Source organism: Paenibacillus sp. 4624, from assembly GCF_050435065.1.
Lineage (GTDB): Bacteria > Bacillota > Bacilli > Paenibacillales > Paenibacillaceae > Paenibacillus > Paenibacillus amylolyticus_D.
In genome coordinates this window covers 1-23,724 of the sequence record NZ_JBNDJR010000015.1, presented here as the reverse complement: position 1 = coordinate 23,724, position 23,724 = coordinate 1, and the positions used below count along the sequence as shown (strand labels likewise).

14 protein-coding genes and 2 pseudogenes are annotated in these 23,724 nt (G+C 42.5%); 3 read left to right on the top strand and 13 right to left on the bottom strand.

All coding sequences use genetic code 11. The features are described from left to right. Nucleotides 1-3: 3 nt before the first annotated feature. From ABIE27_RS26825 to ABIE27_RS26810, 4 genes are all read right to left on the bottom strand, one after another. Nucleotides 4-933, bottom strand: coding sequence for an ABC transporter permease (locus tag ABIE27_RS26825; protein ID WP_429351948.1), 930 nt, complete (start codon nt 931-933; stop codon nt 4-6). 186 nt (nt 934-1,119) lie between these two features. Continuing rightward, nucleotides 1,120-3,717, bottom strand: coding sequence for a family 78 glycoside hydrolase catalytic domain (locus ABIE27_RS26820; protein WP_429351947.1), 2,598 nt, complete (start codon nt 3,715-3,717; stop codon nt 1,120-1,122). Nucleotides 3,718-3,744: 27 nt separating this feature from the next. After that, nucleotides 3,745-5,280: an NAD-dependent epimerase/dehydratase family protein gene (locus ABIE27_RS26815; protein WP_240037228.1), complete on the bottom strand. Its 1,536-nt coding sequence runs from the start codon at nt 5,278-5,280 to the stop codon at nt 3,745-3,747. A gap of 37 nt (nt 5,281-5,317) precedes the next feature. Continuing rightward, nucleotides 5,318-7,774: a glycoside hydrolase family 3 C-terminal domain-containing protein gene (locus ABIE27_RS26810; RefSeq protein ID WP_123066936.1), complete on the bottom strand. Its 2,457-nt coding sequence runs from the start codon at nt 7,772-7,774 to the stop codon at nt 5,318-5,320. Nucleotides 7,775-7,974: 200 nt separating this feature from the next. Between ABIE27_RS26810 and ABIE27_RS26805 the strand changes: the two genes are divergently transcribed. Continuing rightward, nucleotides 7,975-9,174, top strand: a complete 1,200-nt coding sequence (locus tag ABIE27_RS26805) for a helix-turn-helix domain-containing protein (protein ID WP_429351946.1) — start codon at nt 7,975-7,977, stop codon at nt 9,172-9,174. Nucleotides 9,175-9,289: 115 nt separating this feature from the next. On the opposite strand, the gene ABIE27_RS26800 is transcribed toward ABIE27_RS26805, so the two are convergent. The 3 genes from ABIE27_RS26800 to ABIE27_RS26790 form a co-directional block, all read right to left on the bottom strand. Then, nucleotides 9,290-10,699, bottom strand: coding sequence for an MFS transporter (locus ABIE27_RS26800; RefSeq protein WP_429351945.1), 1,410 nt, complete (start codon nt 10,697-10,699; stop codon nt 9,290-9,292). A 237-nt stretch (nt 10,700-10,936) separates the two neighbouring features. Then, nucleotides 10,937-12,553 (bottom strand): methyl-accepting chemotaxis protein, encoded by a 1,617-nt coding sequence (locus ABIE27_RS26795; RefSeq protein ID WP_429351944.1) that lies wholly within the window; start codon nt 12,551-12,553, stop codon nt 10,937-10,939. A 147-nt stretch (nt 12,554-12,700) separates the two neighbouring features. Then, nucleotides 12,701-14,983: a beta-glucosidase gene (locus ABIE27_RS26790; protein ID WP_342551199.1), complete on the bottom strand. Its 2,283-nt coding sequence runs from the start codon at nt 14,981-14,983 to the stop codon at nt 12,701-12,703. Nucleotides 14,984-15,263: 280 nt separating this feature from the next. On the opposite strand from ABIE27_RS26790, the gene ABIE27_RS26785 reads away from it, so the two are divergent. Next, nucleotides 15,264-16,862 (top strand): response regulator transcription factor, encoded by a 1,599-nt coding sequence (locus ABIE27_RS26785; protein WP_429351993.1) that lies wholly within the window; start codon nt 15,264-15,266, stop codon nt 16,860-16,862. Between the two features lie 258 nt (nt 16,863-17,120). Next, nucleotides 17,121-17,732 (top strand): TetR/AcrR family transcriptional regulator, encoded by a 612-nt coding sequence (locus tag ABIE27_RS26780; RefSeq protein ID WP_161557051.1) that lies wholly within the window; start codon nt 17,121-17,123, stop codon nt 17,730-17,732. A gap of 11 nt (nt 17,733-17,743) precedes the next feature. Here the strand turns inward: ABIE27_RS26780 and ABIE27_RS26775 are convergent, their stop codons facing one another. The 6 genes and pseudogenes from ABIE27_RS26775 to ABIE27_RS26750 form a co-directional block, all read right to left on the bottom strand. Then, nucleotides 17,744-19,960 carry an MMPL family transporter gene (locus ABIE27_RS26775; RefSeq protein ID WP_342551197.1) on the bottom strand — a complete coding sequence of 739 codons (2,217 nt, stop codon included), beginning with the start codon at nt 19,958-19,960 and terminating at the stop codon, nt 17,744-17,746. Between the two features lie 185 nt (nt 19,961-20,145). Beyond that, a complete protein-coding gene (locus tag ABIE27_RS26770) occupies nt 20,146-20,790 on the bottom strand; it encodes a response regulator (RefSeq protein ID WP_123066928.1) in 645 nt (214 codons plus the stop codon). 25 nt (nt 20,791-20,815) lie between these two features. Further along, entirely contained in the window at nt 20,816-22,051 is a 1,236-nt protein-coding gene (locus tag ABIE27_RS26765) for a sensor histidine kinase (RefSeq protein WP_161557050.1), read from the bottom strand. A 315-nt stretch (nt 22,052-22,366) separates the two neighbouring features. Next, a complete protein-coding gene (locus ABIE27_RS26760; RefSeq protein ID WP_429351943.1) occupies nt 22,367-22,747 on the bottom strand; it encodes an Imm1 family immunity protein in 381 nt (126 codons plus the stop codon). Nucleotides 22,748-22,942: 195 nt separating this feature from the next. Beyond that, nucleotides 22,943-23,460, bottom strand: a pseudogene (locus ABIE27_RS26755) (family 43 glycosylhydrolase); the annotation flags it as partial. A gap of 30 nt (nt 23,461-23,490) precedes the next feature. Continuing rightward, a pseudogene (locus ABIE27_RS26750) lies at nt 23,491-23,724 on the bottom strand (arabinose transporter permease); the annotation flags it as partial.

Genomic DNA, 23,724 nt, shown 5'->3' with positions numbered 1-23,724 from the left:
ACCTTAGAAAATTTTATAGTCAGCTACTTTGTAGGCAATCCGGTATGCACCCAGAATTAAAATCAGGCTGACAATGGATTTGAATAAACCGATTGCAGTAGAGAAGCTGTAGTTACCATCAATCAGACCGATCCGATAAACAAAAGTATCGATGATATCACCTTTTTCATACACCAGAGGGTTATACAAATTAAAGATTTGATCAAAGCCTGCATTCAGTATTTGACTGAGTGAAAGTGTTAGTACCACAGCTATTGTTGGAATTAGAGATGGCAAAGTGATATGCAACATCTGTTTCCATTTGCCTGCTCCATCAATCTGTGCTGCTTCATACAGTGCTGGATTGATTCCGACTATGGCCGCGAGGAAAATGATGGAACCATATCCGAACTCTTTCCATACTTCACTCGATACCACTGTAAACAGAAACCAGTTGTTATCACCCAGAAAGAAGATGGGGTTGAGTCCCAATGCCTGCAGTGCCTGATTAACAAGACCGCTGTCCGGGTTAAGCAGCTCAATAAAAATGCCGCCTAGAACAACCCATGAGAGAAAGTGTGGGAGAAAAACAAATGTTTGAACAGTACTTCTTAATACTTTGCGGCGGACTTCATTAATCAGCAGTGCAAAGCCCATCGTCGAAATAAAACCAAAAACCAGTTTTAACACCGCGATCCGAAGTGTATTCCAGATGACCTGCACGCTATCTGGATATTCAAATAGAAATTTGAAATGTTCCATGCCTACCCATTCGGACCCCATTATCCCCAGATAAGGTTTGTAATCCTGAAACGCCATGACTAGTCCGCCCAGGGGCATGTAGACAAATACAAGAACCAATAGCACGGCGGGGCTTAACATTAAGTAGAGCTGCCAGCGATCTCCTCGTCTATTGATTTTCACTTTGTCCTTTTTTGGGGCTGCCAACTCCATATGAGACCTCCTCATGTCTGATGTAGAATAGTATTAATGGATTTATTGTAAGCGCATACAAGTCTGCGGGATATAATGCAATACAAAGGGTGAATAGCGTTTTCTTAACTTATAGATGAAAAAGCTGATCGTAAAAAAAGCCGCCATACAGGCGACTTCATTACGTAGACCGTTCTCTGGACTAACTTAATGTACAACGAGTTGCTCTTTATAACTTTTTTTTACAGGAGCATTTGTATTCAAGGAGCATCGGAAGCTGTGCTGTCCACTCGTCAAAATGTGTATCTCTCCATTGGGCATGTGTAAAGAGCATGTTGTAGAAACGGGGACTGTAACCTCGACATGGAATTGATGTTCATCCCGTTTCCAGTCTACACTCGCCAGGCCATAAGGGGTTATCGTAGAAGCTTTAGCCCATGTAATGCCTCCTCCAATCATAGGAGCGACTCGGAAAGTCTGATATCCGCCGCTGGTGGACTCCAAACCTGCAAGCCTTTTATAAAGCCAATCGCCCACAGCTCCATTCGCGTAATGATTAAAGGAAACCATTCCCCCATTCGATTCTTCTGCAGATTTATTGCCGCTTAGTTCTTCAATATTTACAGTTCCATCAGGTCTCAGTGCATCCCAGCGCTCCCAGATCGTTGTCCCGCCAGCCTTCACCTCGTATAGCCAGGATGGACATTCCTCCTGTAACAGCAGTTCATATGCTGCGTCAAGCTGTCCATTGTCAGACAGGGCAAACAGTAGATAAGGGGTTCCGGTAAAGCCTGTTGTAAGGTGATTTCCCGCTTTGTGAATTAATCGAGTCAAATTATTCACCATTTGCTTTGTTTCCTCACCTTCCGTCATGCCGAAATGAAGGGGGAGCACATAGGCCGTCTGAAATTCTTCTTTCATATTCCCCTGTTTATCAGTAAATACGTTCCGGTACGCGGTGATAATTTTTTTTCTTAAATCGTAGTAATAGGATACATCTTCGGTGTGCCCTAGAATGGAAGCGATCTTTGCCATAATGCCACACGAGTTAGCGAAATAAGCGGTGCCTACCCATTTCCCTTTTTTAATCCATGCTTTGGCATCTCCTTCCGGTGCAGCCCAGTCACCAAAATGGAACGGGAAACGCCAAACATAACGATCAGCAGGCGAGACTGCTAGGAAAGAAGACCACCATTTCGCTGCTTTTAGAAATTTCTTCATGGAAACATATTGTTTTTCAAGAACCTGTTTATTGCCGCGTGCCAAGTATTCAGCCCAAGGGACCAGAATACTGCTGTCTCCCCAACATGAATTAGCCATTGCAGGCCAGTGATCTCCACCTCGGGGAATAACCATAGGAAATCCGCCACCTTTGGATTGCTCTGCTCTCATATCCATCAACCATTTATCAAAGAATCGGCTCATGTCGAAGTTGAAACAAGCCGTTGAAGCAAAAACAGCAATATCCCCTGTCCATCCCTGACGTTCATCCCGTTGCGGACAGTCTGTTGGAATATCAACAAAGTTGGAGCGTCCTCCCCAACGGATGTTACTCTGAAGCTGTGTTAAGAGTGGATTGGAACATGAAAAATGACCAATCTCCTTGAAATCAGAATGTAGTACATAAGCCGAAAGTTCAATCTGGTCCGGATCTATCCCGGTCAAACCAACATAACGAAATCCCATATAAGTCAACCGAGGTGAATACGTTTGCTCTCCTTCCAGACAAACATATGTCGCAGCAGCCTTCGCGGTACGCAAAGATTTTACGAATAGTTCCTGATCTACCAATACTTCAGCGTGTCGAAACACAACCTTTTGATTGTGTTTCCCCACAATTTTGGCTTGGATAACGCCTGCAAAGTTTTGACCAAAATCATAGATGATTTCACCACTCGGCGCTATTGAGCGGGATATCGGTTTCAATTCTTCCTGTACACGCACGGGCAAACCATACTGGGCTAATAATGCCGGCTTTTTGCGAGGGTGGGTTATATCAACCCGCTTCCAATGTACATGGTTAAGATCAATGGTGGCATCATAATGTTCACCGTCATACCATTCTGCCATACGATAGTTTCCATTCAGAGTAACTTCCCACGTTGGATCGGTAACGATTAAATCTGATGTACCGTCTGTATACTCGATGTACAGTTCCAATAATAATGCTTGACGATCAGCACTAATTTTATTTTTACGAACATAATTGAATGAACCGACAGCCCATCCCCCCGCTACTACAGCTGTGACTGCGTTCGATGATTTCAGTTGATGTGTAACATCATAGGTCTGGTACTGGATCTGATGATCATATGAAGTGAACCCTGGAGCAAAATAATCTTTCCCCACCTTTTCACCATTCAGAGTAAGTTCATATACCCCCAGCGCCGTTACGTTGATCCACGCCCTTGTCACCGTCCGTGTGAGTTCAAAGTTACGGCGAAATGTCATAGGTACAGGAGAAACCTTTTTAGGGAAATCGTAAGACATATCGGTAATCCATTGAGCAGACCATTTTGAACCCATTCTGCCTGTCTTGAATAAAGCAAACTGCTCTGCCTGTTCTCCACTGGTTCCAGTTGCTATGATCCTGACATGATATTCCGTATGCGGTTTTAGCGGCCCCGTGTAAAGATTGTTAATCTGATCTGAGGTGGTCACACGCCAGTCACCGACTTCAATGATGGCTTCATGCAACTTTTCTCCAGCTCGATCCGAAGAAAGTGCAAACGAAATCATGGGTGCATGATCTGTAATACAGCCGGATTCCAATCCGTTGATCTTGATGGAAGATAGCATTAACATAGAGGCCTCTCCTGCCTTGTCAAAATATTATACATCTAGCTCAGAAACTATTTTTTTATAAACTCTGGTCTCATTCGGAGCATGTAACGGAGTCCATACTTGAGCAAAAAATGGATCTACTTTTGCACGTTCAGCATAATTCCAACTCTCACGTTCACATTCAGGGCACCAATGACCAGCATGCAGCACCAGCTTCGGACTGGCTTGGAATGTATGTCCAAATGCACATGTAAAACTCAACTTATTTCTCCAGTTTCCTTTTTCCATCTCTGAAGACAAACATTGTCCTCCCCGAAATGCTGCGGCCGACTTCACGTCATCAATTCCGAGATCCCGCTCAGGTTTGGTGTCATCGTATCCATGATCAATATGAACTACGGTGTTCCAGTCTTTGAAATGCTGGAACTCGCTTAATTTATCAGGTATGCTGTTCCATGCCTCTTTACTGCCCCAATACGCATCAATGTGGTCTTCCACATTTTCTTCAATGAACCGCAGTGTGCCATGTTCCGTTCGGGCCGGTTTTTCAAACATTTTTTTCATGACAGTTCCCATGATTCGTTCGCCAAACGGAAGTTTACACAGAATTTTCGCTGCCGTTGCCTGAGAACCCAGATTTTCAAGGTAACAACGATAAAAATAATCCATCCCGTCCTGACGGAAATGCAAATAATCGTTTAGCTTGTCCGAATCGAGGTAATACTGTCCGTGAAAATTACGAGTGGCATACCACTTCGGATTAATCACATGGTCAAGGTTTTTGAAACCAATTGCCCCGTATAGTTTTTGGTACATCTCATAGGTACTGACACGGCAGGATTCCCCGCCTCCTATATTGTAAACATGACACCAGAAATCCTCGGGCAGCTTGCCTGTAAACTCATAATTGCACAAATTCTCCATCATTCTGCCAGAGTCACGGTCTGATACATACTCCAGGACGTTGTCCAGACAGTTGTGAAACATAATCGCATCCATAATTTTACTCATGGCGGGTCCCATAATTCCGGTTTGACGCAGGCTTACCCAGTATTTGAGTCCGGATTCAATCACAAGACGCTCGGCTGCAATTTTAGAAACGGCATAATAGTCAAACATGCTTGGTTTAAGGGGATCACCTACTCGCCCCCAATGGATAGGTGGCATGCGATCGCCGGTTTCTGCGATGGTTCCGATAAATACCAGCTTGGTATGTTCCTCTTGGCCATGTTCGTATATAGCACTCACCAGATTTTTGACGGCACCGTAATTAATTTCCATAGCTTTCTTGGGGAAATAATCTGCAGCAGGTGACACAAATGCAGCAATGTGAAGAATCAAATCTACGTCTTTGACACATTCAAGCACCTTTTCATAATCCAGTATGTCTCCATACTTTATGGTTACTTCTTTCAATTCTTGATACGGCTCCAGGGCCTTACGATCCTTTTCCGTATCCAGACACAAAGTAACAATGTCATACAAATGGCTGTCTTTGACCATTCTTTTCAAGCTTTCCTGTCCCATACCACCGGATGCACCAGTAATAAAAACACGTTTTTTGCTGATCATGCGCTGACTCATGTTGTTTCCTCCTGTATGTTCGTGGTTTAAGGTGTAGTCACTTCTGGTCCTTCGGCAGAGGGGACAAACGTTCTTTTCGAAGCATGCGTTTGATGCCTTGCATGATCTGACCATTCAGCAAGTCAATCAGCCCTGCTGCGATATGGTAGCCAAAACGGCCTGTACTGGACACGGACATGGAACGAATGCTGTTATTCGGCATCATTTTCATCAGAAACATGCCATTTTTGCGCTGCATATCCCGCTCGGGACCTTCAGGCATCTTTTGTGATCGATTAAACTGTTTTTTGCCAATACCGATAACGAATGTATAAAATAAATTCCCTATAAAGGATTCCCGCAATTCATCCAATCTGGAATCCAGAGTATATTTCGTTGATTCCTTATTAGATGATCTCGTTACTTTCCTCCCAAGTAGAACTTCGAATTCTTCCATACTCACTTGAGATAACAAATGTGGAGAGAAGTAATGCTTTAATTGTTCGCGAGAATACGGGCTTGCAATGTCAGGTTGGCTGGTGATAGACAGGCTGGCTGACAACCGAATATCGGTTGCTGAAGCAGCAATCAAGACCTGATAGTCCCCATTTTCTACAACCCACTCTTTCCGGTCCACATGATAGTAAGCGAGGTCGCTTAGGGTAAAACTCATTTTTACTTGCTTTTTCTCACCTGGCTTCAAATATACTTTGCCAAAAGCACGAAGTTCCTTGGTAGGCTTAAACACATCTGAGGTTGGGTTTGCAACATACACCTGTATGATTTCTCCACCCTCCATCTGCCCTGTATTCGAGATTTCACATGTGACTATGAACGTTTCTGAATCTTGCTGGACTTGCAGCGATTCATAAGCAAACTGTGTATAGCTAAGTCCATGACCAAATGGATAACGCACACCCTCTCCCAGCAAAAAATCATAATAGCGATAGCCTACGTAAATAGATTCCTTGTAAAGCTCGGACTTCTGTTGCACAAACTGTTCACCAAAGGGTACATCTGTATAACTTTTCATCCATGTCTCCGCCAGTTTCCCGGAAGGATTTTTTTCTCCGAAAAGGAGTTGAGCCGCAGCTTCGCCTCCTGCTTGGCCAGGCAAGTACATATTCAAGATCGCATGAACCTCATCTTCAAAAGGCAATTCGACAGGTGAACCCCCAAATAATACAAGAACAATTTTTTTGTTCAGCTGGACCAGCTTGCGCAGAAGAGCAAGTTGATTATCAGGTAATGTCATCGACTCCCGGTCATACCCTTCACTTTCTGTATAATCGGTTTGTCCTGCGAAGAATAGAACAACATCCGCTGACTGTGCCTTTGCCATAGCTGAATTAACATATTCCGGTTCTGATTCAAACTCGGACTCTCTGTAGCCACTTGCATAATCGTAGCGGATGCCGCGTTGATCAAAAGCAGTTTTTGGAGAAGTAAGCTTGCTTGGGTTGATCAAAGAGCTTCCGGCCCCCTGAAAACGCATCTTCTCAAACAATTCACCGATGACAGCATAGTTTTGGGACGAATCTAATGGCAGGATGCCATCGTTTTTCATAAGGACAGCACTATCGGCTGCGATTTCACCTGACAGGTTATGATGTTCTTCTCTGTCATATGCAAGGCCGTACTGAATATCGTGTGTACGCTGAATCAGCTTCAAAATATTGCTCACCGACTGATCCAGCGCAGAAATTGGTAATTCACCACTATGAACTGTATCTATAATTGACTTTCTAAAATATTCGCAATCACCTGGCATCTCCAGATCCATTCCCGCCTTAATGCCATCTACCCGATCAGATACTGCACCCCAGTCACTGATAACCGCACCATCAAAACCCCATTCTTCTCTTAGAATTTCAGTTAATAGTCTGTGATTTTCGGAACAGAAGACACCATTAATCTTGTTGTATGCACTCATTACAGTTACTGGCTTTGTGTTTTTGACAATTCGTTCAAATGCTCTGAGATAGATCTCACGTAATGCACGCTCATCCAATACAGAATCTCCCATAAAACGATAATTTTCATTGTTGTTTACAGCGAAATGTTTCAGGGAGACTCCAATCCCTTCATTTTGAACACCCTCGACAAAAGCGCTGCCAAGAATTCCCGAGAGGTAAGGGTCTTCAGAGAAATATTCGAAGTTTCTGCCGCACTTGGGATTTCTTTTAATGTTAACAGCAGGACCAAGGAGAAGATTAACCCCGAAATGGTGACACTCCTTCGCTATAGCTGCACCCATCTTACGAATATTATCCCGGTTCCAGCTGGCAGCAAGCGTAACTCCTGTGGGAAATGATGTTGTCTGCTCGCTGTTGTTTAGACCGAGATGGTCTGCCTTCTCTCCTTGTTTGCGTAAGCCGCAAGGCCCATCCGTCATATATATAGATGGTATGGATAATCTCGGAATAGAATTTGTTTTCCAAAAATCCACACCAGCCATTAAAGCCGCTTTTTCTTCTACCGTCATACGTTGAATTAGTTCATTAACGGTCTGCATGATCCTTCTCCCTTCGCTCCGGATGCATTAGTTAAGATTTATTGTATTCCATTATGGAAATGCTATCTTTCATATATGTAATGTAAATTTCAGATTTGTTCTTTAAATATATTGACTGCCTTAGACGAGTTTGATATTTTTGAAAATAATGATTAGAAAGCTCGCACTTCAACCATTTGTTTAACCCGGAGGAGATTTTGTTGAACAGCATACAAAAGAAATTAAAATTTCTCTACCAGTCTACGTTGATTCCGACATATTTGTATAACCATCAGCACCAATCATTTAGTCATCCTGCTCAGAGCGAATTAACTCATCCGCCACTGGAGTATCTCTCTGAGCTTTTGCTTTCACACGAAGAGGTCGCATATTTATCTACTTCCTTCTTTGCTTATTATGGTGCGATCAAAGTCAGTTCCCTTCCGGGCCATGTTATTCTTGTCGGACCCGTCAGTCAAACACCTTATTTGAAAGACACACTGCGTATCGCTAAAAAAGCCTTTGTCGTTTCCGGTCAAGATGAAGCAAACTTCGAAAGTTTTCTAAAGCAGATCACTCCAATGCCGCTGCAGCAATTTCTAAATCATCTTGTGACCATTCATTATTTTGTGAACGGCCAAGAGATGAGTTACTTGGACTTACTTCAAATGAATTCGATGAAGGAAATTAACAACGAGCAAACAAAACGAATTTACGAGAATAAAGAAAACTTATATTTTAACAATTCCTACGAGATTGAAAACCAGATGTGTTATTACATTGAGAACGGTAATGAAGTTGGCCTTAAACAGTTTTTGGAACGGCCTTTTATGGTTCATGAGGGTATGACCGCTGGGGACACAATTCGTCAGACGAAAAATACATCGATTGTCGCGATTGCCCTGGCTACGCGAGCAGCCATTCGGGGGCAATTAGATACAGAAGTTGCTTTTCAGTTATCCGATCTCTATCTCCAAGAGATTGAACAATTATCGACGCCTGAATCCATTCAAAATTTCATGAAAGAGGCATTGTTTAATTTTGCTAGGAGAGTCCAAGCCGCAAGGTATGATATAGCAGATGACGTAAGTATGCGAAGTTTGATTCAATATATTTATAATAACGTGCATCAGAATTTGACCGTTGATCATGTGGCAAAACATTTTGGTTACAGTCGTACGTATCTATCGACCACTTTCAAAAAAAAAATCGGCAAAAGCCTGCATCAATTTATTATGGATTGCAAGCTAAAGGAAGCTCAAAATTTGCTTGTTTATACGAACAAACCCATTAGCGAAATTAGCAACTATCTTTGTTTCTCCAGTCAAAGTCACTTTCAGACCGTCTTCAAAAAATCATTAAATATTACACCTGCTCACTTCAGGCAACAGAGCAGCCATGGTGTGCGCCAGAATAAATGATCCTAATATTGCATTAAGTGTCTTGAGCCAGTAGAGTTTATCTTCTAACAGAACGTATTTAAAACGGTCAACAAAAAGAAGCTTTCCCTTATGGGAGAGCTTCTTTTTCAATGAATCAGGATTGTTTTCTGGCATCCAATTCTTGGATGATTTTAGGATATTCTTTATCAAGTTTATATTTATACAAGGCTACAGCAAGAATAAGCAAAATGACAATGGGAACGTAAATGTTCAGGGCAATAATAGCTTGTTTAGCTCCTGCTCCTTGTGTAGCAGCCTGCTCCACGTATCCCCCTAATGCAAGAAACCAACCGATCATAGCGGTTCCAACTGCTGTTCCTACTTTGGAACCAAATGCGATAACACTATTGGTCAATCCAACCAGACGTTTATTGAACTTCCATTCCCCGTATTCAATCGTATCTGTTGTCAGAGCTGTACCAACGGCCATAAGTGGAATCGTACCTAGAGCCTGAAAGATGGAGCAGACCAGTCCCAGAACAATGCTTTCCGGTGAGATCAGTCTAATCACAGCTGCGATTAGAGCTATAATAATGCCGCCCAAGGCTGTATTGCGTTTCCCAAAACGTTTGATGAACGGTCCAGAGAGTGCGAATCCGATAACAACTGGTATCAGACCGATTGCCCCCATCAAACCAACCAGGCTTACATTTCCCCAAATGTATTTGGCAAAATAGCTGCCTGCAGCAACGTTAAGAGCAAACAATACATTTACAACTGTCATCACGATGAGGATTTGAACCCAGTACTTATTTGCAAACAACATTTTAAGACCTTGTGACAGCGGAACTTTATCCTGGAAAAAACCAAGTTCATCCAATTGAACATTATTATACTTTTCTTTGTTGGATAAAAAGGCAACGAAAATACCGATGGCAGCAACTGCAGCAAATACACCGGCTAAGATCGTCCATTCCTTTCGTCCTCCCCCCATAGCTGTTACCATCGGAATAAAAGCAATGGCAACAATCATACCGGACAAATATCCTCCTGCGGAGCGGAAAATCCCCATCAATGATCGTTCATAGTTGTTACGTGTCGTTAGTGCCATTAGGCTGGAATACGGAATAGATGTTGGTGTATACACAAGAATATAAAAGATAAGATTGGTCACAACAGCATATATTATTTTACCAGTTGGACTGATATCTGGAACAGAAAATACGAGCAGCAGCGAGACGAACATCGGGATGGTCATCCATCGAAGCCATGGACGAGCCTGCCCGTATTTTGACTTGGTGCGGTCAACAAGCACTCCCATACCAACGTCTGCAAACGCATCCAATATTTTAGTTAACAGCAGCACTGTACCAACAATTGCAGCGGATACACCGACCACATCGGTATAATAATACGTAATTAATCCAAGCAAGCCGCTGGAGATGTTAAGACCAAATTGTCCCATGGAATCTCCAAGTAATCTGCGTGTCGGAATTTCTCGTTCAGGTTGTTTGGGCTTAACGTTCTCGGTTACAATGGGTTGTTCATTTACTATGGTTCCCATACTGTTTCCCTCCGGTATCTAGTTGTTTTAATGCTCAATTGAGTTCTTTATCTTATAACTTTATTTTAATAACTCTTTGAAGAGAGGGATATAACTCATAACAAAGATGGAATAGCGTAATCTAAATGATTGGTTTAATCGTTACAGCAGTTAGAATTTAGTATCAACTCTCCCGATTTTTCTCCATACTCCGAATCCTTTTCATTTTTTCTATTTTCGCGCTCATCCTCACATATATCAGGTTTTGTAAATGGAGATTTGATCTCTCATATTAAAAGCAGAATCTCGAATGTTATCGGAAAAATGCTGTATTTCTTCTGCAATAACCATCTGCTGTTCAACGGCCTGAACCATCGTTGTGCTTTCTGTATGTGCTTGTTTGGCAATAGAAGCTAAATGCTGCATCGAAGCGCTGACCTCCTCAGAGCTTGCGGATAATTGCTCAGAAGCGGATGAGATCTCTTGCATCTGACTGGCAACGTCTTTGGCAGATTCAAGGATCATTTCGAATGCTTGACCTGCTTGTTCAACTGCATTTATCGTTTGTGCCAACTCTTTTTTTCCTTGAACTACGATAGTGTTTGCTGATACCGTATCTTCCTGAATGTCGTTAATCGTATCAAATATGTTACTTAACGATTGACGGGTTTGATCTGCCAGTGAGCGAATTTCACTTGCAACAACGGAAAATCCTCTTCCCTGTTCCCCACTTCTTGCAGCCTCTATACCTGCGTTAAGAGCGAGTAAGTCAGTTTGACGAGCAACTGTCGCTATAAGATGAACGATTTCTTGAATAGTAACGGAATGCTGTTTCATTGTTGCAACAGATCTTTCTATTTCATCCATCGTGTGATTAAAGCGGTCAATGCGAAGTTTAGCGTTCTTTAGAAGTTCCTCTCCCTTTCTAGCTTCTTGTTCAGTAGTGGATGAACATTCTGTAGCTTCATTATTTGACTCACTGATCAGGGCAATGCCTCGGGCTACTTCATCTATGGCTCGTACCGTTTCTTCTGCTGACTGAAGTTGTACAAGCGCTCCATCCGAAACGGAAGTTGCCGACCGACCAATTTTTCTCATTGAAATGGAGGACTTCTCCAAATTCTTTATTAGATTCTGACTGGTTTGTACAACCACATCGGAATTATCCTGGGCTGAATGTATGAAGCCTGTAAGGCCAGTGCGCATGACTTCAAACATAATTGCAAGTTTGCCAATCTCATCTGAAGCGTTTGAATGAAATGACTGGCTTAAATCTCCATTATGGATCCGTTCCGTTCCTTTAACGAGACGTTCAATAGGCTTAATAATAGAACGCGCGAGCAGCAGTGCGATGACGATAACAAGTAAAGTCACTAATAACTGATATGTGATGGACTGCCAAAATACATTTTTGTTGGACGTGATCAATGTATGAATATTGGAGTTCACATCAATCACACTTTTGGATTTTAATCCAAGGATTAATTCGTTTAGTTTCTGTCCTCCCTCCAAATGACCTTGGTCAATGTAACTGGAATATGCTTCCTGAATCTGAACTACTTCATTTTTTTCGGATGGATTCAATGCAGAATACTCTTGCAAAGCTTGCTTGAATTTTGTTAACAATTGTGCACTTGCTTCTTCAACGGATTCCTTAGACGCATATCCAATCGATGGAAGCATCATTTGAACCTGGTATTCCATCAGACTCTCCTGCATCTCCTGTGCTTTCAGCGAGGAGGTAAATTGAACTTTTCGTATCTCTTCCAACTTTTCATTTTGGATTAAAGATTTGTAATTTTGGTAACTTAGTGCCACGAGATACAGTACAATAACAGTCCCAAACACGAATAGCATTTTCCTACGAATACTCATTTAATATCCACCTTCTCTAAAAGTTACATATTAATAATTCTTATAAATTTATACATGTACGAGTTAAGTATAAAGACTATACAAAGGATAAAAGTCGCCTTCATGGCGACTTTTATCTGAAATCAAGCTGAAAAGAAAGATCAAATTCTATGTTTCGCTTTGTACTGCCTGATTCAATGCTGCAAGTAATTGTGATAAGGTTTCCTCTGTCATCCCTGAAAAAGGAATCAGGTTCCGCAATGGCAAATACTGCATGGAAGCTTGAACCATCTCAGCGGATACTGCACTGGATTGAATCTCACTTTGATCCTGATCCGCTTGAGGTTGCATTTGAGAAAGGATTGCCATCGTTTTAGGATTTGCAAGCAACTCACCAAAAGTGGTGTCGCGATGGTATGTTGGGATAATTTCACGGGATGTCGAATTTACGACAACTTTTGTTGTAAGCCTAATATCTTGAGAAGATGCACCTACCAATATCTCGAATTCGCCGCTGTCCACATGCCAATCGGATCGCTCTACATCGTAATATGCAAATGAACGTTTATCGAGACTTATTGTGACTTGTTTCTCTTCACCTGGTTTTAAGTCGATCTTGGTGAAGCCCTTCAACTCTTTGTCAGGACGTGTAACACGTGATGCTGTGTCATGAATATAAAGTTGAACAATCTCCTTACCCTGCACAGAACCAGTATTCTTAATCTTTACCGAGACGTTGATGCAATCTGTATCGTTGATCTTCCTTTTATCAACAGTCAGGTTGGAGTATTCAAATTGTGTGTAGCTTAGTCCATAACCAAAAGGAAACAGCGGTTCTATATCTTTGGCTTCATAGTACCGATAACCTACAAATATCCCCTCTCTGTATTCAACCTGGTTTCCATCACCAGGGAAAAACAATGCGGATGGATTGTGTTTGGTTGAACGCGGGAACGTCTCGGCAAGCTTGCCGCTCGGGTTTGCATCACCAAATAAAATATCAGCGATAGCGCCTCCAGTTGCCTGTCCCCCCAGATATGCTTCCAGAACGGCTTTGGCATTGTGGAGCCAAGGCATAACGACAGGGGCACCATTGCTCAACACTACAATTACATTAGGTTGAACAGCAGCTATTGCGGTAATGAGCTCCTGATGATTGTTTGGCAGGTCAAGATGTTTGCGGTCATATCCCTCAGATTCATAACGATCGGGTAGTCCTACAAACAAGATGGCCACATCAGCTGCCGCTGCCGTTTCCAGAGCAGCTTGTAATAATGGAGCATTGGTTTCATCCGAGCTCAGTTCATATCCTTGTGCATACGTGAGTTGTGCTTGGTCTCCTGCTGAAAGAAGCAACTGCTCATAAGGAATATCAATTTTCGTTGCATTAATGTGTGAACTTCCCCCGCCCTGATAACGGGCAGATTGGGCTAGTTCTCCAATAACAGCGATATGGCCCGTTTTCTGCAATGGTAGTATCCCATTTTCGTTTTTCAGCAATACCATGGTCTCTTGGGCCACCTGTCTCGCAAAAGCATGATGCTCTTCAGCATCGTATGTCACATCTTGCTGCATATGATCTGCACATTTAAAAATAACCGTAAGCAAGCGTTCGACCGCTTGATCAAGTAATGAGATATCGAGTGTGCCCTCTTCAACCGCTTGAATAATTTTAAGTTGTGCCTCCCCATTGGAAGGCGGCATTTCAAGTTCCATGCCTGCCGCCACGCTAGGTACAATTTCACTGACTGCTCCCCAGTCTGACATAACAATTCCGTCATGACCCCATTCTTCTCGCAATATATCATTCAGCAGGTAGGGATTCTCCGATGCATAGGTCCCATTAACTTTGTTGTATGCAGACATAAGAGTCCATGGTTGAGCTTGTTTGACCGCTTTTTCAAAGCCAGTTAAGTAAATTTCGCGTAAAGTCCTTTCATCCACTACCGCATTAACAGACATTCGACGATCCTCCTGATTGTTAACGGCAAAATGCTTCAACGAAGTGCCGACTCCCTGGCTTTGCACACCGCGAATGTGAGATGAAGCCAGTTCACCTGTAAGATACGGATCTTCAGAAAAATACTCAAAGTTTCGTCCGCACAGCGGGGAGCGCTTGATATTAGCACCTGGTCCCAGCAAAACAGATACATTCTCGGTCTGGGCTTCTTTACCAATGGTACTTCCTACCTGTTCAATCAGGTCGCGATTCCAGGAACTTGCCAGCCCGCTGGCTGTAGGAAAACATGTCGCGGGTACACTTTCGTTCAGACCCAGATGATCCGATTCTCCATCTTGTTTTCGTAGTCCATGTGGTCCGTCAGCTAGCATAATGGATGGAATACCTAATCTTTCGATTCCTGTGGTTGTCCAGAAGGTGCTGCCGGAACACAGACTGGCTTTCTCCTCGATTGTCATTTGATCTATGAGCTGTTTAATATCTCGTTTCATCCATTGATACTCCCTTTCGTTATGTATCATTTAAAGGTATCCATTTTATTTTACGGTTGAGGGAGAAGAAGGCATATAACGCATTCTTAAGATTGCATAACGCATTTCGCAAGATTCATTTTGATTTTTGTGTCCTTTTTTACACCTATAGATAACTACATCCAAACACGGATAACAATATCTTAATATTCGCAGGTTAAGAAGGAAATCCGGATTGTAATGCCCGTGATGATTGCCTACAATAAGGAGACCAATCATCAGGAAGGAAGTTGTTGCACTTATGTATGCGCTTTTAATTGTAGACGACGAGAAGTCTGTGGTGGACAGTCTTGCTCTCACGATTCCTTGGGAAGATAGCGGCATCGAAGAAGTGCATCGTGCCTACTCCGCCGAAGAAGCACTGGATATCGCGTCCCGGTTTGCGATTGATGTGATGATTACGGATATACGTATGCCTGAAATGGATGGTCTTGAATTAATCCGCCTTATTCGCTTATCAGCTCCTCGCATTCGGAGTATTATTTTGTCAGGACACGATGAATTTGAATATGCGCAGCAAGCCATTCGCTATCAGGCAATGAACTATATGCTTAAGCCTGTGGACACTCAAGCGCTTATCAAGACTGTTGAAGACGCCATTAAGAATATTGAGCAAGAATGGGAAAAGATAAGTTCAATGCAGCAGATCCAGCACATGTTACATGCTAATCTTCCCGTGTTGCAAAATCAGTTTCTTAATGATCTCCTCCAAAATAAGCCTATGAGTCAGCATATTTTGGAGGAGCGCCTGAAGATTCTGAATCTTCCTATCCGTATGGAAGACAACTATCGAATGATGGTGATCCGAATGGAAGAGGAATTCTCAGGATATGATCTTCAATCTCTATCCCTCCTTGAATATGCGATTACCAATATTGCAGATGAAGTTTTCACTCCATTTGGATTATGGCATTGTATTACCGATCAGGGGTATCTGGTGTTCCTCATTCATCATGAGGATCCCAAAACACTAAACTCTGTCGATTCTTTTGCGGTTAAGTTGCAAAATCATGTGCAAAAATTTCTAAAAGGGGCAATCTCCATCTGTTTGGGACAAGAGCAACTTTTTCCCGGAGGATTAAGTGAAGGTTTTAATCGGTGCGTGGCGGCTATTCAACAAAATGTCGGTGAGCATAAAAGCTATTTTATTACCGTCGACGATCAGCTGCCGAACCCTGTGATGGATCAAGGTTATCTTCAACTTTTGGAGCCCCCACTTCTGCCGCAATTGTTGGAAGCTGGAAACTGGGAAGAAGCGATTGCCAAAATCAAACGTGTGCTTTTAGTAGATGAAGAAGGGTCGGACCTGTCTCATGAAGTTCTTTATACATGCTTGCTTTACTTGTCATCCACCTTTGCCATTGCATTCCGCTCACAACATGTTACGGTAGATGAACTGCTCAATGAAGAGTTTGATTTGATGATTCGAAAGAAAAGTCAAATTTCCAGTCACCGTGTATATGCCTGGGCTGAGAAAATAATTCAGTTTCATCGAAGCCAAGCGATAAATCAGATCAGGCATACCCACGATGATATTGTTTCAAGCGTGCATGCATACATTCAGAATCATCTTTCAGATGGAATCTCGTTGCAAATTATTGCAGATCACGTTGGACTTCATCCGGTCTACTTGTCAAAAGTCTACAAAACAGCAACAGGAGAAACGATCGGCGACTATCTGTTTCGGCTGCGCATGCAAAGAGCTGTTCACCTTCTGACCCAAACCGAACTTAAAGTTGCTGATGTTAGCAAAAAGCTTGGGTTTATGGCTCCCCCTCATTTTATAAAAATTTTCAAAAAACAATATGGCTGCACACCTCAGGAATATCGAAATCGTTAATTTTACAAAAAGATCATTTGATTAATTTATAATGTGAAAAAACCTTCCATCCCATCGATAATTATGGGTGGAAGGTTCTTCTTTGTATTATGCAAATTGTTGGAGCAGTTTTCTTAAGAACGTGATCTGTATCAGATGATGATAAACATACTCTCTTTCGTTGACAAACCACATCTAAGTTGATAGCATAATTTAATTGAACTTAAGGAGGTCATTCTCATTCAACCCAAACAAAGGTTAGAACAGGAGCGAACCAGCTTGCGGCAGAAACGCCGGATCGAAATTATTAAAGCGGCTACTGTTGTATTTGCACGACAGGGTTTTGAACAAACGACGATGCAGGAAATTGCAAATGAAGCGATACTCGGCGTTGCAACAATTTTCCGTTACTTCCCAAAAAAAGAGCATCTTATTGTGGAGGTAGCAGCTAACATCGTGCATTCAGAAATTGAGATACTTCAAGACGTATTGCATGATGAAGGTACGTGTTACGAGAAAATGGAGCGCATCTTTGACGCTTTGGTTTTCTATCATCAAGCTCATTATCAACAGAATTCCAAACTTATAGAAGCTTTTGAATGTTATGTTGCCTTGTCTAAAGAACCTCTGGAGAACATACAAATTTATCAGGATAAATATGATCAGCTAATCCATCTGTTTAAGGAGCTGGCCCATTTAGGCGAACAGGATGGTTCTGTGCGCACTGACATGAATACAGTTGAAACATTAATTACAATGATTAATGTATTCGGTAATTTCTCCAAAAAAATGTCCATGCTGCATGATACGGATGCATTTAATACCCGGGTAGACTTGAATCAACAATTTAACATTCTTAAAACGACGTTTCTTTCAGCGCTCAAGGCTTAATGATATCTTTTTTATTTAATGTTTGATTCCGTCTGAACTTTGGTATTTTTTGTCATTCTGCTCTCGTTCATATTCTCTTGCATAATGGATTCACCTTCAATATCGATATTAGGTAGAAGTCGATCCAACCATTTAGGCAGATACCAAGCGTGTTTGCCGAGTATTGTCATGACAGCAGGTACAAGTGTCATTCGTACGACAAAGGCATCTACCAGGATACCAAAAGCAAGGGCAAGCCCCATCGATTTGATGATCGTATCTTCGGCAAAAATAAAGCTGGCAAACACAGCAATCATAATAAGTCCAGCGGCTGTAACCACAGGCCCGCTGTGAGTTAATCCACTTCTTACTGAACGGTGGGCGTCGCCCGTGTGGGTATAATCCTCACGCATTCTGCTCACCAGAAATACTTCATAATCCATTGCCAGTCCGAACAAAATTCCTGTCACAAGAATAGGGAGGAAATTCAAGACAGGACCAGGTTCCGGGATGCCGAACAAGCTGCCGAGGTATCCATCCTGTATGACCCATACGATAAAACCAAGTGTTGAACCTAACGTGAACAAGAAGCCGACAACTGCTTTAATAGGAACCAGGATTGAACGGAAGACAAGCATTAGCAGGACAAAGGCGAGTCCAACGATAAGCAATGCAAACTTAGGCAGTGCCTCCTGTAATTTTTCCGATATATCAATGTTGACTGCCGTTCCACCAGTCACCATAATCTCTACGTTGTCTTTTTTTAGCACGTTCTCCGATTGATCCCGAATAGCTTGTACTAATTCAGTCGTGCGAATATCATGTGGTCCTGTCTCAGGCAATACAGTAATGATTGCAGCTTGCCCTGAAGGAGTAGGAATCGCTGGCGATACACTTGCAACACCTGGAATATCTTTGATGTAAGTTGTTGCCTCTGCAATCTTGGTCTGGCTATCTTTACTGTTAGTAGTTTTAGCTACAACGACAAGCGGACCATTAAATCCGGCTCCAAAACCCTCTGCTAATAAGTCGTATCCTCTTCGTTCCGTGGTTTCGGTTGATTTAAGCCCGCTATCCGGCAAGCCTAGCTGCATGTGCAGGAATGGCAATGTACATACGGTAAGAATGATTATGGATATAATCGAAATTAACCACGGTTTTCGGGTGATCAACCCTCCCCAGGCATTTTCTTTTGTTTTATTTTTCTTTTGACCTGACCATTTGCGCAACCAGCGATTTTCTCGCGCCGGACTAATCCGATCTCCAGCAACAGCCAGAAGAGCAGGAACAAAGATGATGGCAATAAGCACTGCGATAAATACACTGATTGCTGCAGCCAAGCCCATCATGGTAATAAACGGAATTTGAACAACGGATAGTCCTACAAGGGCGATAATAACGGTCAGACCCGCAAAAACGACTGATCCTCCGGCAGTAGCGTTTGCTTGCGCAATAGCTGTGTCACGGTCATAACCTTCGGCCAGCTGTTGACGGTAGCGGGATATAATGAACAAAGCGTAGTCAATACCTACGGCTAAAGCAAGCATGACAGCGAGTGTAATTGAGAATGATGACATGGATACAAAGTTCGATCCAACGATCACGGTCATCAATCCAATTCCCAAACCGATCACTGCTGTCAGAATTGGTAATCCGGCTGCAAGAAATGATGTGAAGGTAAAAGCCAGAATCATAAATGCAATCAGAATTCCGATGACTTCAGAAACGCCACCTACTTCAATTTCAGAGAAAGCCACACTGCCTCCGAGTTCTGTCTGCACTCCATTTTTGGTTAACAATTCTGCTATATTAAGTACATTTTCTTTTGAATGTTCTCCGACTTCACTTGCAGACTGTTTATACGTAATATCAGCATATCCGATTTTTTTGTCTGCACTTAGTGTCATCGTTTCGTATGGATTGGAAACGGAGACGACGGACAGATCCGTTTTAACATCTTTCAACGCTTTTTTTATTTTGGATTGATTACCCTCTGATGTGAGCAATCCCTGATCAGCTTTGAAAATCAGACGTATTTGACCACCACCATCCGACGCTGGGAATTCGGATTTCAATACCTCGGCAGCCTGCTCGGATTTTGTTCCGGGTATAGTCATCTCACCTGTAAACGAAGTCCCCATGCCTAGGCCGAGAGCTGCCATTACAATGAGAAGTGTGAGTCCTGCTGTAATTACTGCTTTTCTTTTCCTCGAAGACCAGGCTCCGAGACGATATAACCATTTTGCCATAATAAATGTCATGCCCCTTTCAACTTGCTGCAATTAGGAAGTGATTCATCACCACCCTATGTCTGTATTGTATTGAAAAATAGACGAAAAAAAATCGTACATAAGGGCATTCCCTAAATGTACGATCGGGCAAAATCGGGCATGTACGTTAGTTAAATCAAGACGTACGCGAGGCATTTTTTTACTTAGAGATGCAGGAGTCCCTTTTCGACAGCGACAGCAACCGCTTCAGACCGTGAATCTACGCCAAGTTTGTTGTAAATATTCGTAAGATGAGCTTTCACTGTACGTTCGGCAATGCCCATATCAAAAGCAATCTCCTTACTACGCATTCCTCTTGCGATGGCTTGCAGAACAATCGTTTCTTTATCGCTAAGCAAGGTAGGCTCCGTTTTTCTGGCTAACGATCGGGTCTGATGAGCGAATACTCTGGCAGTAATCTCTGGCTGAAGCAAAGTCTCTCCACGGAGTGCAGAGTCTAATGTACGGAATAGGTTTTCACGGCTGGTATCCTTTAAAAGATATCCTTTGGCACCCAGGGATAAACCTTCGATCATAAGTTCATCCTCGTTATATGTGGTAAGAATGATAACGGGAATAAGCAGGCCTTGCTCTTGCATCCGTTTCATGGTATCCAGTCCCCCAAGTCCCCCTGGCATGTTAAGGTCCATCAGGATGACATCCGGTTCAGAACTTTCCATCAGTTTTAATGCTTCAACACCTTCGTTTGCTTCTCCTACAATGCAGTAATTGTCGTCTGTTTCAAGAATAAGCTTCAGACCTTCTCTCACAACCCAATGGTCATCCACAATCATGACTTTGTGCTTCATGCGGCTATCCCTCTCCTTCTACCGATTATAATGGAACGCTTAAATGTATAGCTGTTCCTTGTGCATTACTGTCAATCTCAATACTCCCGCCAATGAGTCTGGCGCGCTCCTGTACACCAATTAAGCCGTAATGGCCATGTAATTTTCCGATGCGATCCGTGTTAAACCCTTGGCCGTTATCAACGATGTTCAGGTTAAACTTATTATTGCTATGGCTGGTAGTTATCTTGACAAGGTTCGCTTGTGCGTGACGGGCGATATTCATAAGGGACTCGCTCAAAATATGCAAGATATGCTCCATCTGCACTTTGGACAACTGTGAAGAGAGCTCTCCCTGAAATTCAGTTGCAATGCCAGTCGCCTGTCGGAATCGTTCCAGTTGTTCTTGAAATGCTTCGCTCAGCGTGATGGAAGGGGTTGATTTTGTGCGTAAATCATCTATTGCTCGTCGTGCATCCGCCAATGATTGTCTGGCCTGCACCATGGCATTACGTATAATTTCCTGTGCTTTGAGCTGGTTCCCCTTTTCTTGGTGAATACTTGCAGCCTCCAGCTGCATAATAATTCCGGCAAGACCTTGGGCCAATGTGTCATGCAAGTCCCTAGCCATCCGCTGTCTCTCACCAGTCAGTGTAAGTTCCTCTACTTTTTGGTGAGCCAGCTCTAATTCCCGCAAGAAATTTTGGGTTCTGACACGTGCATTAACTTGTTTGTAAAACAATGACGCGTAAGATATGACTACAACCATCATGAGTAAAAGTAATAAAACAAGCAGTGCCGCCTCAGGGCCAGTTCGATTAAATAAAGTTAGAGAACAAAACATGACATAGAGCACAAATGCAACGAAAACCACTTTTGCTGTTTCGAAATAGATCGCAACGGTTTGCCCGATTAATACAGGTATAAGTCCAATCAGAATCGCCGGCATGCCATCCGGCATAAGAATAGCACTACCGTATATTAAACTTGCTTGAATTATAATATATAACGGCTTGGAATAAGCGACTATTGAACCTGTTATCCAGTAAAAGTAAGCATGGACAATCATCACTATGACGAAAAAAATACTCGGGATAATAATGGGTGCTGACATGGTCTGTAGTATAAGGGTTGCGGTGGTAACAAGGCATAGCCATATTAACACAGGGAGCCGCGAAGCGGATAAAGGGTCGATAGGTTCTTCTGCATCTGAAGCGGTATTCGGTCTTCTTTTAAACCACATTAGATTCACCTCGGTATCCAGTATACCTCTTTTCAACATGAATAATAGTACTTTAGTACATGCCCTTTCGGACATACGAAACGAAGAAAGTTAAAAAACGAATCGATTTACACCTTTCTAGTTAAATCTCATCTCATAACTTAGATGTTTATCTAATCGGCAATCGGTACAAGTTCTTGTCCATAGCTTGAGACAAGAACTTGTACGGATAAAATAAAAAAGCCGCTAAAATAGCGACTCTCAATGGGAACATGTTCTTGTCCTTCGACATCTACTCACATTAATAATCTCTCGTGTTCCCGCGCGAGAGATTATTAGGTCGCCCATTGGGAGAGCCGAACGTCGTGATCCGAACTACAATTCCATCCATTTAATACATGTTGGACGAGTTTTCGTCTTGAAAAATTCTGTGCACGCATCAGTCATTTGTCTAACTGTAATAACCATTGTACCTGCTAAAACTACTTCTGCACCATGAACATTCTCGTAAAAGGTAACCGTTTCGTCCCTAATATTGTCATCACCGTAAGAAGCAAAAGTTCCCTTTTGTTCAGAATCTAAAAAATACAACACACAATAATCATCCCGAACAAAAGCACATAATTGAGGGACACCACTTTCTTCAAAGGTAAAAATAAACTGATTGGCATTAAATGCTGGACGATTTCGAGTAAACTCAGCTACCTGCGATTCTGTATTTATTACAATTTCTCCATTAAAATCATTAGCATACATTTGTAAGACCTACTTTCAGTAACATAAAAAGGGATTTTCTCAGCTATACAGTTCTTGAGGCACTTAAGCTAAAAAGTGTCTGAGAGCCCTCCTCATTTTTCCTCATGTCCAATTTTTCGCCCTACTTATGATACGGTTCGGCGTATTATCTTTAGAGCGAAATCGAAGGCACACAGAGGGTGCCTTCGATTTTCTTAGGCCCATGCAATAATTGAAATCGGTGGCTCTAGCGGAGTAAGAGAGGAACACCCGATTACCCTTACGAAGAAATGCCGCGCCTTCGTTCACTTTATAACCAATGATCTCCCAGTCATATTCTGGCAGCGAAATCATCGTTTGCGGCCCAGTCCGCGTCCATGGATTGCTCATTTTAGATATATACAGATTAGAGTTACCTCCGATATTCGGATCCTTTTGTGCCCATACGTAATAACGGCTGCCATTATCCTCAAAGGTCGTGGCATCGAGAGCGAAGCTTTCCCATTCGGTACGAACCTGCCCTCTTTCCATCCAACTGCCTTCGAGCGGATTGACATTTTCATTCTCTAGCACGTACATCCGATGGTCGAACAGGTCTTATTCGTTTCCGTCGTGTGTGTGGCAGCGAAATACACGTACCATTTGTCATCAATAAAATGCAGTTTGGGTGCCCAGATATCGGCACTAAGGATACCAGTTTCGCGCTTTCTCCAGATCACTACAGGAGTTGATGTAACTTATCACCTGTTTCATCATAATATATATTACCCTTTAACAGCGCCAGCAGTCATACCGTCTATGAAATATTTCTGAAAAGCAATGAATAATATGAAAATCGGAATGATGGAGAAGAAGGAGCCCACGATCAATAGGTCGTAGTTATTGCCATAAGGAGTTAACAATGTTTTCAAACCGATTGGAAGTGTATATTTACTCTGATCTCCGAGCACCATGAATGGCCACAACAGATTATTCCAGCTATTCATCCCATTCAAAAT

Coding starts and splice junctions, on each gene's coding strand:
- ABIE27_RS26765 (WP_161557050.1), bottom strand. CDS start 22,051: ATGTTGAAAAGAGGTATACTGGATACCGAGGTGAATCTAATGTGGTTT.
- ABIE27_RS26810 (WP_123066936.1), bottom strand. CDS start 7,774: ATGCAGACCGTTAATGAACTAATTCAACGTATGACGGTAGAAGAAAAA.
- ABIE27_RS26800 (WP_429351945.1), bottom strand. CDS start 10,699: ATGGGAACCATAGTAAATGAACAACCCATTGTAACCGAGAACGTTAAG.
- ABIE27_RS26785 (WP_429351993.1), top strand. CDS start 15,264: ATGTATGCGCTTTTAATTGTAGACGACGAGAAGTCTGTGGTGGACAGT.
- ABIE27_RS26770 (WP_123066928.1), bottom strand. CDS start 20,790: ATGAAGCACAAAGTCATGATTGTGGATGACCATTGGGTTGTGAGAGAA.
- ABIE27_RS26815 (WP_240037228.1), bottom strand. CDS start 5,280: ATGAGTCAGCGCATGATCAGCAAAAAACGTGTTTTTATTACTGGTGCA.
- ABIE27_RS26775 (WP_342551197.1), bottom strand. CDS start 19,960: ATGGCAAAATGGTTATATCGTCTCGGAGCCTGGTCTTCGAGGAAAAGA.
- ABIE27_RS26795 (WP_429351944.1), bottom strand. CDS start 12,553: ATGAGTATTCGTAGGAAAATGCTATTCGTGTTTGGGACTGTTATTGTA.
- ABIE27_RS26820 (WP_429351947.1), bottom strand. CDS start 3,717: ATGTTAATGCTATCTTCCATCAAGATCAACGGATTGGAATCCGGCTGT.
- ABIE27_RS26790 (WP_342551199.1), bottom strand. CDS start 14,983: ATGAAACGAGATATTAAACAGCTCATAGATCAAATGACAATCGAGGAG.
- ABIE27_RS26760 (WP_429351943.1), bottom strand. CDS start 22,747: ATGTATGCTAATGATTTTAATGGAGAAATTGTAATAAATACAGAATCG.
- ABIE27_RS26825 (WP_429351948.1), bottom strand. CDS start 933: ATGGAGTTGGCAGCCCCAAAAAAGGACAAAGTGAAAATCAATAGACGA.